Below are 12,367 nucleotides of genomic sequence, written 5' to 3'. Positions count from 1 at the left end.
TTCGACCTCTTCTTTCGTTCCGGTGACTCAGAAGTTGATCGAGGCACTCAGCCGCGCGGTCAATGGCGCGCCCTGGAACAGGTAGCCATCGCCCATGTACTCACCGGCATCACGCCAGTAGCGTTTGTCGAACAGGTTGTCCACGGTCAGGCGGAACACCGTGTCGTAACCGTCGATGCGCGTGCTGTAGCGGCTGCCGATGTTGAAGATGGCGTAGGCGCTGGTCTGCACTTCACCCTGGCGGTTGGCGTACTTGCTGGCGCTGTACTGCACTCCGCCGAGCAGCGCCAGGCCGTCGAACCAGGGCAGGGCATAGTCGCCGTAGAGGCTGGCGCGCAAGGTCGGAACGTTGATCGTCTGGTGGCCTTCATAAGCTGGCGTGCCGCTGTCGGTGACCCGCGCGCGGATCGCCGCGACACTGGCAGAAATCTGCAGACGCTGGCTGGCCCAGCCATTGGCCGAGAGCTCCAGCCCGGTGTTCTTCTGTTCGCCCTGTTGGGTGAACGTGAACGTGCCGTCGTCATTCGGTCGCGAGTACTGATAGGCCTGACGGATCTGGAACAGCGCCGCGGCCAGGCTGATGCGCTGCCAGTCGTATTTGATGCCGGCCTCGATTTGTCGCGACACGGTGGGCGCTAGGATTTCAAAGGCATTGGTGGTGAACCACGCCGCTTCGCCGCCCAGGGACAGGCCCTTGCTGTAGCGGGTGTACAGCGACAGGTTTTGCAGCGGCTTGTAGATCAGTGCGGCCTGGGGCAGGAACACATAGCGCTGGGTGTGCCGGGTGGTGTCGCCCTGGCTGTCGAAGGTCTCTTCATCCAGGCGCACTTCGCGCCCGCCGAGCACGGTTTGCCATTGCTCGTTGAAGCTGATCCGGTCATTGAAGAACAACCCGTACTGACGGCTGTCCAGACGTCGATAGGAATCGTTGAGCGGCCCGTCGTAGCGAGCAAAATCAGCCGGCTCGCTGTTGATGTTGGCACTGCCGATCATCTGGTTGATGGCGTCGCGTTTGTCCACCACGCGGCGGAACGCGCTGGTCCCGACGCTGAGTTCATGGCCCAGGCCGGCGGTTTCGAAGCGGCCGCTGAGGGTGGCCTGCACCTCGTCGTTGCGGCGGGTATCGTCGGGGCTGCGGAAATCGTAAATGTCGTAGTCGCCCTCGGGGCTGAAGTAGTTCGGCACTGCCGCGCTGGCGCAACTGGCGGAGCCATAGCAGCCCCAGGCGAACGAACTGTAGTCATCGATCACCACCCGGCTGCGCGAAGCGCTGAGATTGCCTTTCCACTGGTCGCTGAAGCGGTATTCGAAGTTGCCGTTGAGGTTCAGCGCGTCGGTGGTAACCGGCTCCGAACCGCTCTGGTGTGCCAGCAGCTTCTTCGGCGAGGCATGGTGCGGCAGGCTGGAACCGCCGAGCAATTGATAACCCGGTGCCGAGCGCTGTTCCTTGGTCTGGTACTCGGCATCCAGTTGCAGCAGCGCATCGGGGCTGATGTTCCAGTCGAAGGCCAGCGAGGCGAAATCGCGCTGGCCATTGGTGTGTTCGACGTAGGAATGCAGGTCTTCATGGGCCACGTTGGCACGCAGGCCGAACTGTTGTTCGCTGCCGAACCAGCCACCGACGTCGGTGGCCAGGTAACCGCTGCCGCGATCATCGGTGGATACGGTGACCGAACGCACATCAGCGGGCCGCTTGGTCACATAGTTGACCAGCCCGCCGGGCTCGCTGACGCCGCTTTGTAGGCCGGAAAGGCCCTTGAGCACCTCCACCTGCTGTTTGTTTTCCAGCCCGACGTTCTGCTCGCCGGTGATGGTGCGGCCGTTGATCTTGTAGCTGCTGGCGGAGTTGAGGGAAAAACCGCGCACCACGAAGTTTTCGTAGTAACCGACCGGCGCGTAGCTTTCACCCACCGAGGCGTCGTTGCGCAGCACTTCGCTGAGCAGGCGCGTTTGCTGATCCTTGATCAAGGCTTCATTGACCACCGAAATCGAGGCCGGCGTATCGAGCAATGGCGCCGCTTCGAAACCACCGACCGAAGCGCTTTCGACCTGATAACTGGAGGTGTCTTCGCCGGTGACGGTCACCGCCGGCAGTTCGGTGGCGGCCCAGGCCGAAGGCATCGCGCTGGCCAGCAGCAGGCCCAGGTTCAGGGGATTGAACGCGAACCGCGGGGCGGGCACTCCCTCGCGGGAGGTCCGGTAAAGCATATCCATGAAAACTCCTCGACGACTGCGCTCCCGGGCTGGCGAATACCGGGCATAGATGCCCGGGTGCGCTTCAGGAAAGAGTCGGTTAAAACTGGAAAAGGCGATGTGTGCCCTGAGGGCTGGTAGTGCATGGCCCCTGGCGCATACGGCAATTATCGCGCAGGGGCGCTTTACGGTGGGTCAATGTTCTTTGGCTTTCCTGATCCTGATCAAAATAAACAGCAGGACACAGAGCGCGATCGGGGTCATGGCCAGCATGGCGTCTCTCGCGGAAATGTCCGCGCCCATGACGTGCAATCCCGAGTAGAGCAGCTTGAACAGGCTCAACAAGTAATAGGTGATGGCGATAATCGACAAGCCTTCGACCGCGCGCTGGATTTTGATTTGAGTATCGGCGCGGGCGTTCAGGCTCTTCAGGATTTCCGAGTTCTGCTCTTCCATTTCGACCTGCACACGGGCCTGCAACAAGTCCCCGAGGTTGGCCACGCTTTCGGCCAGTTGCTCCAGGCGTTGTTCGGTGACGGCGCAGTATCTGACCGTGGGTTTAAAGCGTCTTTCGATGAAGATACCCAGTCGCTGGCAATCACCCACGTGGCTTTCGCGCAGTTCGCCCAAACGTTCGAAAACCAGTTGTGCATAGGCTTGGGTGGCGCTGAAGCGGTGTCGGGTTTTTGCGCTGCTGCTGACCACCTGCGCTGACAGGTTGGCAATGTCGGTCAGCAACGCTTTCGCATTTGCGGTATCGGGGCCGGCGTTACGTTCCGAGAGGTTTACCAGAGTTTTGTCGAAGACGTTGAGCTGAGTGCTCAAGGCTTTCGCGGTGATGAGTGAAAGCGAAGCCATCATTCGGTAGGTTTCGATTTCCAGCAGGCGGCGGATCATCCGTCCCAGCCGATACGCATTCAGGCGTTTGTTAATGAACAGGAAACGGTTGGTGCCGTCGGCGCTCAGGCGAAAATCGCTCCAGACCGTCGCATCGCCACCACCGATGCAAGAGCCGCTAGGATCTTTGAATCCATAAACAGACAGATTGCCAGAGAAGGATGTATCGGTGCGCACCACAATCTGCACAGCGTTGATCATGTGCTGCATGAAGGGTTCGACCCGGTCCATCAAGGCTCTGGGTGGCGGGCTCCAGCATGGCTCGTGACTGGAGGAGGGCACCACCAGCGTCAGCGTCAGGAACTCCGCGTGCCGCTCCCACTTCAAGGCATGGCCCTCCAGCTCGGTGATGCCCTGGGCCGCATCCGGGTCGACCGGGCCGGGGCAGCAGCGACTCAGCAGAGTGTCGCACTGCCCGTCATTCGCCAGAAACGCCATATGAAATACATGGGCGGGCTCGTCGAAATACAGAGAAGGGCGCGCGTGCAACTCGTTGTGCAGGATCAGTCTTTGCGGATGCATGCTGTTTGGGCCATGTTGGAGTTGTTTGTTCTTGGGACAGGATGACGAATACCCGAGTCACAAACAAAACCTGGCGGTGCCCAATGCCAATCAGCCAAGCACGGAACCTGTGGGAGCGGGCTTGCCCGCGAAGGCGGAGTATCCGCCTACATCAGCGGTGCTACCTTTTCAGGCGAACGGCCATCACGGATGAGTCCGGCACGAGATGCACAGCACCGTTGTGAACTATTCTTCTCAAGTGGCCCCTGCAATGCCTCATTCAAGGAATTGATATAAATCAACGCTTAAGAGGCTTTAATGGCGGAGTCTGGGCCTGATGCTGGATTCTCGAGCCGGCGTCGAGGATCAACCTGTCTGGAGTCAGATCATGAGCCAGTATCAACGGTTATTGCTGATCATCAACCCGCTGCTGCGCCATTCGCCTGCGATAAACCATGGCGCCGCCCTGGCCAAGGCCAGCGGGGCGAGCTTGCACATTGCCGGCCTGATTCCCTCGTTGGACATTCTGTCGCTGCTCGAAGAAGGCGACCGCAAAATGGCCCGGGCGACCTACCTGCAGGAGCACCGCGACTGGCTCGATGAGCAGGCGGAAAAGATGCGAGGCCGGGGGATCGAGGTGACAACCGAAGTCGCATGGGCCGATAACATGCGTCAGGACATCCTTGACCATGTCACGCAAATGCAGCCCGATCTGTTGATCAAGCAAGTGCAGCATGAACCCGTGCTCAAGCGCGCGTTCTTCACGCCGCTGGATTGGCGTTTGTTGCGCCATTGCCCGGTCCCGGTTTATCTGGTGGGGGGTGAATGCCATGCCTTGCCGCAGAAAGTGGTGGCCGCGGTTGACGTGTCAGACACCGAGCCTTCGAACAATGAACTCAATGACCGGATCATCCTGCAGGCGTCGAGCCTTGCGCTGCAGTGCAATGCCGAACTGCATCTGCTGTACGCGTGTGACATTTCGGCAGCCTTTCTGGCGGATATGGACGGCGGTCTGACGCTCGCGGAGCTTACCCGAGAGTTGCGCAGCGACCTGGAAAAGTCTTTTCTCCAGTTGGCCGCTCGGTTCGGTGTGACCGCTGACTGTCGGCATTTCATCATGGGGAACCCTGTCTCAGTACTGAGCGAATTCACCAATGAGCATCAAGTGGATGTGATCGTGATGGGCAGAGCTCAATACCGTGGTCTGGAGCGGCTGCTTGGCAGCACGACGGAACATATTCTGTACCAGGTGCCTTGCAGCATTCTGGCGGTCTAGGGGCGGACGTCCCTATTGGAATGATGGCCGCCGTCAAACGAACGCCCGTTTTTTGGGGCTCCCGCCCCAGGGAGGTTTTCAAATGACTAGTCCTTCATTGCAAACCATCTTGCATGACCGGGTTGATGCCGGCCGAGGCCTGGTGGAACCGTTGCTTAAATACGCTAAAAGAGCCGATGTCATCGTCCTTGCCTTGCCCCGTGGCGGCGTTCCGGTCGCCTATGAAGTGGCCACGGCCCTGGAGGTTCGCCTGGACCTGATGCTGGTGCGCAAGCTGGGAGTACCGTCTCATCAGGAACTCGCCATGGGCGCGATTGCCAGCGGCGACATACGAATTGTCAATGACGATGTACTGAGGGCGAACGGTATCGATCAACGCACGCTCGATGGTGTTACTGCACGAGAAACCCAGGAATTATTGCGTCGCGAGCGTATATACCGGGCATCGCGCGCACCTGTGGCGCTCAAGGATCAGGTGGTGATTCTGATCGATGACGGCCTGGCGACGGGGGCTACGATGATGGCCGCGATACAGGCCGTGCGCCTGCAAGCGCCTTCTCGCATCGTCGTTGCCGTGCCGGTGGCACCTCTTGAGACGGCAGAGGCGTTGCGCGACGAAGTGGACGAGCTGATCTGCCCGCTGATCCCTGATTGGCTGATTTCGATCGGCTATTGGTACACGGATTTTTCGCAGACCTCGGACGAAGAAGTCATCGATCTTCTGCATCGGGCGTGGCAAAGAGAGTCCGGTTCGGGCGACTCATTTCAGAACGGTTCCGGTATTTGAGCCGTTGCCTGGCGTGGAATAAACCACGTCAGGCTTTCAAGTAATCCTGACGTTCACGAATTGCCATGGATCGGATTCATCGGTCTGCTCGGGCATCAGTGAGTGACGTCCGGTAAGCGGCGTCCAGTCGGAATAAATGCCTTCTACAGTTCCCAGGTAGGGCAGGCAAATCTGCAGAATCTCCCTGAAGGGCAATTCATCCGGTTCGACAATGCCGCGTTGAGGATTGCGTATCGCCCAGATCACGCCGGCCAGCACTCCCGCCGTCACTTGCAGGCTAGTGGCGCTGTTATAGGGGCATAGAGCCCGGGCTTGCTGGATCGATAGGCGCGAGCCATACCAATAACTGTTTCTGGCATGCCCCATCAGCAGCACGCCGAGTTCATCACTGCCGTCGAGGATTTCGTCGTCGAGCAGGCGCTCGCCGCTCTGGGGGTTCCAGTTGCGCTCGGCAAGTTCATACATCGATAGCAAGGCATCGTCACAGGGCCGATAGGCGTAGTGGACGGTCGGACGGTAAGTCGGCTGCCTTCCCTGGCCAAGGGTGAGGTAGTTGGCAATCGACAGGGCTTCGTTGTGGGTCACGAGCAGCCCATGGGTTGGTCCCGTCGAGGGTGTCCAGGTGCGAACCCGCGTGGAGGCACCGGGGCGTTGCAGATAGATCCCGGCCTGGCACCCGAAGGCGTGGTAATAGCCGTCCTCGGGAAGCGCCTTCTCATGGCTGCCCCAACCCAACTCCGCCGGTTGGCTGCCTTCACTGATGAAACCGTTCACGGACCAGGTGTTGACGAATTCATCGGCGATTTTATGTTGCGATGAATACTGCGAATCGCGTTCGGCGATGTGGATGCAGCGGATATTCAGTCGGCTGGCCAGTTGCGCCCATTCTTCACGAGAAGCGGGCAGGGGCGTTGTGTCACCCAAATCTTCAGCGAGGTTGACCAGTGCCTGTTTGACCAGGTGGGACACCAGCCCCGGATTGGCACCGTGGGTCAACATGGCGGTGGACAGACCTTGCGCACTTTCACCCCGAAGCTGAAGCGCCGCTTCCCTCAATGCATAGTTGGATCTTTCGGACAGGGATTTATCGGGGTCGACATAACCGCCTTCCCACGGCTCGATACAGGTGTCCAGATACAGCACACCTTTACGTTGGGCGAACTGAATCAGGGACAGGCTCGATACACCTACCGAGAGGTTGAGCAGGAAATCGCCAGCGCTCAAAAGAGGGTCCAGCACCGCCTCGTAGTTGCTCTGGTCCAGTTGCTCGGCTTGGTGGGAGACGCCAAATTCCTGCGCGAGCAAACGTCCATCGTCATCGGGGCTGAGGATCAACAGTCGCTGCGGTTCAATCTCAAGATGGCGCAATAGCAGCGGGAGTACGCCTTTTCCGATACAGCCAGAGCCGATCATCACCAACCTGGCATTAAAGGGCTGAATGACATGCTCAAGATCTGACATCGATGCCTCCACCGCCTGACCGCGCGTTCGCCGCAAATGACCTGTCGATAACCACGCCGCTCTCAATCTAGAGACTGCAAGGCTCGGTTAAAGCTCAAAAAAGTTTCGGGCACCGTCAAGAAGACTCTGCTGTGCCGATCGAGAACAAAAAAACAGATGAGAATGAGGCGAACTGCTGGCCCCCCGATGTCCGTTTCGTTGTCAAACTTGCTTTCTTTTCAGAAGGTTAGGCATTGGCGATATGCGGACTTTGGTATGGATGGCTGCAACGTTTGTCCTGGTGACTCTCTCGCTTGAGGCTCAGGCAAAAGACCTGAGCAAGAACAGTCGTTTCGTCTGCAGCTGGGGCTCGGACATAGCTGCCGGCGCACAAGCGTCAAAGCTTTCCGGGCTCACGCTTTACGGGGCACGCAGGAAACTGCAAGCGCGCAAATTTCCCCGGCCGTGGATGCGCATGACAGCCATGGGGATCACGGAACAAACCTATAACAGTCCCTCACGCCTCAAGCCTTCCGACATCAAGCAAACGTATTACGAGCAATGCATCAAGCATGAACTGGCGCAACGGTAGCCTGGAGGGCGGCTAATTTGTAGGAGCTGCCGAAGGCTGCTCCTACGGGGGGGGCCTCGTAACATACGCCGACAACTCACAATCCCCACCCCTCTCTGACAGCTTTTCGAATCCCCTCCAGCAACATCGCAAACGCCGGGTTGTCGTTGTTCTCGCGCCAGATCAAGTGCAGCTCACTCTGCACGCCTTCCCCCAGATCGATATCGCGAAACACAACGTTCTTGAACACGACACTGGTGGCGCAACGCGGCACCAGGGCCAGGCCCATTCCGGCGTTCACCAGAGCCAGGATGGTCAGGGACGAGCCGAGCCATTGCACATATTCCGGGGCGACGCGGGCCGAGCGGAGCATGCCGGTCAGCAGTTCGTTGAACGGCGGGTAAGCCGCATGGGAGTACATGAGGAAGGGTTGTGCGTCCAGGTCTTTGACGGACACGGTTTCGGCGCTGGCCAGCCGATGATTGTGGGGGACGGCCAATACGAAGGGTTCACGCACCAGGCATTCGGTGGCATAGCCCGGCTCCAGCAACGGCGCGCGAACGATGCCCAGATCGATCCGGCGGGCGCGAAGGGCCTCGTGCTGCTGGTAGGTGTTCATCTCCGACAGATCGATTTTGACCTGAGGCTGTTTGAGCCGGGCTTCAGCGATGACCTTGGGCAGGAATTCGTACACCGCGCTGCCGACGAAGCTGATATTGACCGTACCGATGTCGCCTTCGGCGAAACGCCGGGCAGTCACGGCGGCTTGCTGAGCGCGCTCCAGCAGGTTCTGCGCTTCGATGAAGAAGGCGCGACCGGCGGCGGTCAAGGCGACGCTGCGCGTGCTGCGGGTGAACAACTCGACGCCCAGGTGGTGCTCCAACAATTGAATCTGGCGACTAAGAGGCGGTTGGGTCATGTTCAACCGTTCGGCGGCTCGGCGAAAGTTGAGTTCGGTGGCCACGGTGGTGAAGCAGCGCAGTTGCGTCAGTTCGAACATTGATCTAATCCGGGTATCAATCGAGTGCCAAGTTAGATTAGACGGGATCAATAGGCGCGTCCATGATCGGTTCTCCCCTAAAAAAACAATGAACGGGAGTCGCCCCTTGAATACCCATCAGAGTCCGCCGGACCCGACAGTCCTTGCCCGAGCAGCGGCCAAGGTCAAGCGCCATGTGCTGCCGCTGTTTGTGGTGATGTTCATCGTCAACTACATCGACCGGGTCAACATCGGCTTCGTGCGCAGTCACCTGGAAACCGACCTGGGCATTGGCGCCGCGGCTTATGGCTTGGGCGCCGGGCTGTTTTTCATCGGTTACGCGATCTTCGAAGTACCGTCCAATATGTTGCTGCAACGCTACGGTGCCCGCGCCTGGCTGACGCGCATCATGTTCACCTGGGGCGCGGCGGCGATGGCCATGGCCTTCGTGCGTGGCGAAACCAGCTTCTATGTACTGCGCTTCATTCTCGGCGCCGCCGAGGCGGGGTTTTTCCCCGGCATCATTTATTACTTCACCCAATGGCTACCGTCGACCGAGCGGGGCAAGGCCATGGCGATTTTCCTCAGCGGTTCGGCCATTGCTTCGGTGATTTCCGGTCCGTTGTCCGGCGCTCTGCTGCACGTCAGCGGTCTCAGCCTACATGGCTGGCAGTGGATGTTCCTGATTGAAGGCTTTGCTTCCATCGTGCTCTGTGGGTTTGTCTGGTTCTGGCTGCAATCCCATCCACGCGAGGCGAAATGGCTGAGCGTCGAAGAAAAGGACGCACTGGTAAGCGCCATTGCCTTGGAACAGCAGGCTCGCGAAGCCGTGCAGACGGTCAAACCGTCGATGTTCAAATTGCTGGCCGACCGGCAGATTGCCCTGTTCTGCTTTATCTACTTTTCCATCGCCCTGACGATTTATGGCGCCACGTTCTGGCTGCCCAGCATGATCAAGAAGATGGGTAACCTGGGCGACTTCCAGGTCGGCCTGTTCAATTCGATCCCGTGGATCATTTCCATCCTGGCGATGTATGGCTTCGCCGCCATGGCCAGTAAATGGAAATACCAGCAGGCCTGGGTGGCCGTGACGCTGGTGATTGCCGCGTTCGGCATGTTCATGTCAACCACCGGCGGGCCGATCTTCGCCTTCGTCGCCATTTGTTTTGCGGCCATCGGTTTCAAGGCGGCTTCGGCGTTGTTCTGGCCGATTCCCCAAGGCTATCTGGATGCGCGCATCGCTGCGGCAGTAATCGCTTTGATCAACTCCATCGGCAATCTCGGCGGCTTTGTGGCGCCAACCGCGTTCGGGTTCCTGGAACAGACCACCGGTTCTATCGAAGGCGGTTTGTACGGCCTGGCGGCCACTTCGCTGGTCGCGGCCGTGGTGATCTTTTTTGCCCGCACTGCACCACGTGGCGACACGCGCAGTTCGCTCACCGGTGAACCGGTCGACGCCGCGGCACCGAAAAAACCTGTCAGTCATCAAGCCTTGAATACCGAGCCAAAGGGAGCTGCCTCTTGAAAATCAAACGCGTCACCGTCACCCCCATCGCCTTCCGTGATCCGCCGCTGCTCAATGCCAGTGGCATTCACGAACCCTTCGCGCTGCGCTCGATCATCGAGATCGAGAGCGATAACGGCTACATCGGCTTGGGCGAAAGCTACGGCGACGCCCCGGCGCTGGCGATTCAACAGCAATTGCAAAATCAGCTGATCGGTCTCGACCCGTTCAACCTCAACCAGTTGCGCGCCATCGTGCAGGCCACCGTGGCGGCAAACAAAACCCCGAGCATCGCCGGTGCGGAACTGGCGCCCGGTTCTCACGCCAGCAAAGCAGTAAGCAACGCATATTCGGCGTTCGAAGTGGCGTTTCTCGATCTACAGGCGCATTCCCTGAATGTGCCGCTGGTGGACCTGCTGGGCGGGGCGATTCGTGATGAGGTGCCGTTCAGCGCCTATCTGTTCTTCAAGTACGCGCAACACATCGATTCACCGTACAAACCAGACAGCTGGGGCGAGGCGCTGAACGAAGAGCAGATCGTCGCCCAGGCTCGGCGCATGATCGAGGCCTACGGTTTCAAGAGCATCAAACTCAAGGCCGGGGCACTGCCGCCGGAGCACGAAGTGTCGTGCATCAAGGCGCTGAAAAAAGCTTTTCCCGGTTATCCGCTGCGCATCGACCCGAACGGCAACTGGTCGCTGGAAACCTCGATTCGCATGGCAGAACTGCTGGGCGATGACCTGCAATATTACGAAGACCCGACGCCGGGCCTCGACGGCATGGCCGAACTGCACAAACGCACCGGTCTGCCGCTGGCGACCAATATGGTGGTCACTGACTTTGATGAGTTCCGCCGCAGCGTGGCCCTGAACAGCGTGCAGATCGTGCTCGCCGACCATCATTACTGGGGTGGCCTGCGCGACACTCAGGCGCTGGCGAAAATGTGCGACACCTTCGGCCTTGGCGTGTCCATGCATTCCAATTCGCACCTGGGCATCAGCCTGATGGCCATGGCGCATGTCGCCGCCTCGGTGCCCAACCTCGATTACGCCTGCGACACCCATTACCCCTGGCAGGAACCGGACGAAGAGGTGATCAAGGGCGGCAAGCTACCCATCGTCGATGGTTGCGTGAAAATCACTCGTGCGCCAGGGTTGGGTCTTGAGCTGGATCACGATCAATTGGGCAAACTTCATGATCAATACCTGACGTGCGGCATTCGTCAGCGCGATGACGTGAAGCAGATGCAGCGTTACAAGCCGGACTGGGAGACGATCAAACCGCGGTTTTGATCGCGCATTCCCGAACAAATCGATGACTGTCCTTCGCGCTTCGAGCCGACTGGTATCAGGCGCGAAGGCTATGGATCGCGGCTCATGCGTTGTCCGGCGCCTGGCGAAACCGCTGCTCGAGGGCCTCCGCAAACGGATAGAACGAAAACCACGGCCTGGCTTCGTCAATCACCCGCTGAAATGACCGTCTCTGTACCAATCTCTCGAAATAGGCGTTCAAGTGGCCGTAGTCGTCAGGGAGTGGCACGAGCGTCCTGGCATAAAAAAGTGCCGGGGCGGCGGCGCAATCGGCCATGCTGAACTCCAGGCTGGCCACCCAGGTTCTGGACGCCATCCGGCGATCGAGCATGCCGTACGCCGTTTCCAGCGTGGACCGCTCTCTGCTCAAATCGCCGTTGGTCGCGTGTAGGCGATCACTGACAATCTGTTGCAATGGCACTTGTACATAATGGTCGAAGAAACGATCCCATAACCGGACCTCCAGCGCGCTCTCCCAATCGTCTGGAATCAGTCTGTGCGTGCCTGGATACAGCCGATCCAGGTACTCGATGATGATGCTGGACTCCGGCAGATCCCGCTGGTGTGCATGGTCACGAATAATCGGGAACTTTCCGATTGGCCACAATGCCTGAAGTTCTGCGCGGTCGGCAGCGTCCCCCAGATCGATGATCCTTCTCTCGAATTCGGTGCCGTTTTCGTAGAGCGCGATGAGTACTTTGTGGCAGAACGATGCCAGCGGATGGTAGTAAAGGGTCAGTGACATCTTCCAACGCCTCGATGGATGGAGGGGGAAATGAACAATCATAGACGGATGTCGGCAGGGCGTCAGGGCCGCCACTTTCAAGCTAGCCTACTTGCAGACGAAAGAATCCCTGCTTAACTGTGAACCACTGGTCGGTTTGTGACTTATTGGTCATGGCGTTCATC

10 protein-coding genes are annotated in these 12,367 nt (G+C 59.0%); 5 read left to right on the top strand and 5 right to left on the bottom strand.

Going from position 1 to position 12,367, the window contains the following annotated elements; all coding sequences use genetic code 11:
• Nucleotides 1-27: 27 nt before the first annotated feature.
• Entirely contained in the window at nucleotides 28-2,214 is a 2,187-nt protein-coding gene (locus tag KVG95_RS09770) for a TonB-dependent siderophore receptor (RefSeq protein WP_217856011.1), read from the bottom strand.
• Between the two features lie 174 nt (nucleotides 2,215-2,388).
• Nucleotides 2,389-3,612, bottom strand: a complete 1,224-nt coding sequence (locus tag KVG95_RS09765; protein WP_217856009.1) for a DUF3422 domain-containing protein — start codon at nucleotides 3,610-3,612, stop codon at nucleotides 2,389-2,391.
• 367 nt (nucleotides 3,613-3,979) lie between these two features.
• Here KVG95_RS09765 and KVG95_RS09760 point away from each other — a divergent pair, with 367 nt between their 5' ends.
• Nucleotides 3,980-4,867, top strand: a complete 888-nt coding sequence (locus KVG95_RS09760; protein WP_123721812.1) for a universal stress protein — start codon at nucleotides 3,980-3,982, stop codon at nucleotides 4,865-4,867.
• Between the two features lie 82 nt (nucleotides 4,868-4,949).
• Nucleotides 4,950-5,654, top strand: a complete 705-nt coding sequence (locus KVG95_RS09755; RefSeq protein ID WP_052963787.1) for a phosphoribosyltransferase — start codon at nucleotides 4,950-4,952, stop codon at nucleotides 5,652-5,654.
• A gap of 36 nt (nucleotides 5,655-5,690) precedes the next feature.
• On the opposite strand, the gene KVG95_RS09750 is transcribed toward KVG95_RS09755, so the two are convergent.
• Nucleotides 5,691-7,115 (bottom strand): homospermidine synthase, encoded by a 1,425-nt coding sequence (locus KVG95_RS09750; protein ID WP_217856007.1) that lies wholly within the window; start codon nucleotides 7,113-7,115, stop codon nucleotides 5,691-5,693.
• Between the two features lie 241 nt (nucleotides 7,116-7,356).
• On the opposite strand from KVG95_RS09750, the gene KVG95_RS09745 reads away from it, so the two are divergent.
• On the top strand, nucleotides 7,357-7,686 hold the full coding sequence (locus tag KVG95_RS09745; protein ID WP_052963785.1) for a hypothetical protein: 330 nt from the start codon (nucleotides 7,357-7,359) through the stop codon (nucleotides 7,684-7,686).
• Between the two features lie 76 nt (nucleotides 7,687-7,762).
• Here the strand turns inward: KVG95_RS09745 and KVG95_RS09740 are convergent, their stop codons facing one another.
• Nucleotides 7,763-8,665, bottom strand: coding sequence for a LysR family transcriptional regulator (locus tag KVG95_RS09740; protein WP_123721814.1), 903 nt, complete (start codon nucleotides 8,663-8,665; stop codon nucleotides 7,763-7,765).
• A 106-nt stretch (nucleotides 8,666-8,771) separates the two neighbouring features.
• On the opposite strand from KVG95_RS09740, the gene KVG95_RS09735 reads away from it, so the two are divergent.
• Both KVG95_RS09735 and KVG95_RS09730 read left to right on the top strand, forming a co-directional pair.
• A complete protein-coding gene (locus KVG95_RS09735) occupies nucleotides 8,772-10,169 on the top strand; it encodes an MFS transporter (RefSeq protein ID WP_217856005.1) in 1,398 nt (465 codons plus the stop codon).
• On the top strand, nucleotides 10,166-11,440 hold the full coding sequence (locus KVG95_RS09730) for a glucarate dehydratase family protein (RefSeq protein WP_217856003.1): 1,275 nt from the start codon (nucleotides 10,166-10,168) through the stop codon (nucleotides 11,438-11,440). The genes KVG95_RS09735 and KVG95_RS09730 overlap by 4 nt, the downstream gene beginning before the upstream one ends.
• 82 nt (nucleotides 11,441-11,522) lie before the next feature.
• On the opposite strand, the gene KVG95_RS09725 is transcribed toward KVG95_RS09730, so the two are convergent.
• On the bottom strand, nucleotides 11,523-12,203 hold the full coding sequence (locus KVG95_RS09725) for a glutathione S-transferase family protein (protein WP_217856001.1): 681 nt from the start codon (nucleotides 12,201-12,203) through the stop codon (nucleotides 11,523-11,525).
• Nucleotides 12,204-12,367: the final 164 nt, after the last annotated feature.

The sequence above is a fragment of the Pseudomonas farris genome (genome assembly GCF_019145235.1).
GTDB classification, from domain to species: Bacteria; Pseudomonadota; Gammaproteobacteria; order Pseudomonadales; family Pseudomonadaceae; genus Aquipseudomonas; species Aquipseudomonas farris.
Note: the sequence above shows the minus strand (reverse complement) of the source record. Positions and strands in the feature narration are given on the sequence as shown.

Excerpts from the sequence above, each read along its gene's own strand:
- KVG95_RS09740 (WP_123721814.1), bottom strand. The coding sequence starts at position 8,665 with ATGTTCGAACTGACGCAACTGCGCTGCTTCACCACCGTGGCCACCGAA.
- KVG95_RS09765 (WP_217856009.1), bottom strand. The coding sequence starts at position 3,612 with ATGCATCCGCAAAGACTGATCCTGCACAACGAGTTGCACGCGCGCCCT.
- KVG95_RS09750 (WP_217856007.1), bottom strand. The coding sequence starts at position 7,115 with ATGTCAGATCTTGAGCATGTCATTCAGCCCTTTAATGCCAGGTTGGTG.
- KVG95_RS09745 (WP_052963785.1), top strand. The coding sequence starts at position 7,357 with ATGCGGACTTTGGTATGGATGGCTGCAACGTTTGTCCTGGTGACTCTC.
- KVG95_RS09770 (WP_217856011.1), bottom strand. The coding sequence starts at position 2,214 with ATGGATATGCTTTACCGGACCTCCCGCGAGGGAGTGCCCGCCCCGCGG.
- KVG95_RS09725 (WP_217856001.1), bottom strand. The coding sequence starts at position 12,203 with ATGTCACTGACCCTTTACTACCATCCGCTGGCATCGTTCTGCCACAAA.
- KVG95_RS09755 (WP_052963787.1), top strand. The coding sequence starts at position 4,950 with ATGACTAGTCCTTCATTGCAAACCATCTTGCATGACCGGGTTGATGCC.
- KVG95_RS09760 (WP_123721812.1), top strand. The coding sequence starts at position 3,980 with ATGAGCCAGTATCAACGGTTATTGCTGATCATCAACCCGCTGCTGCGC.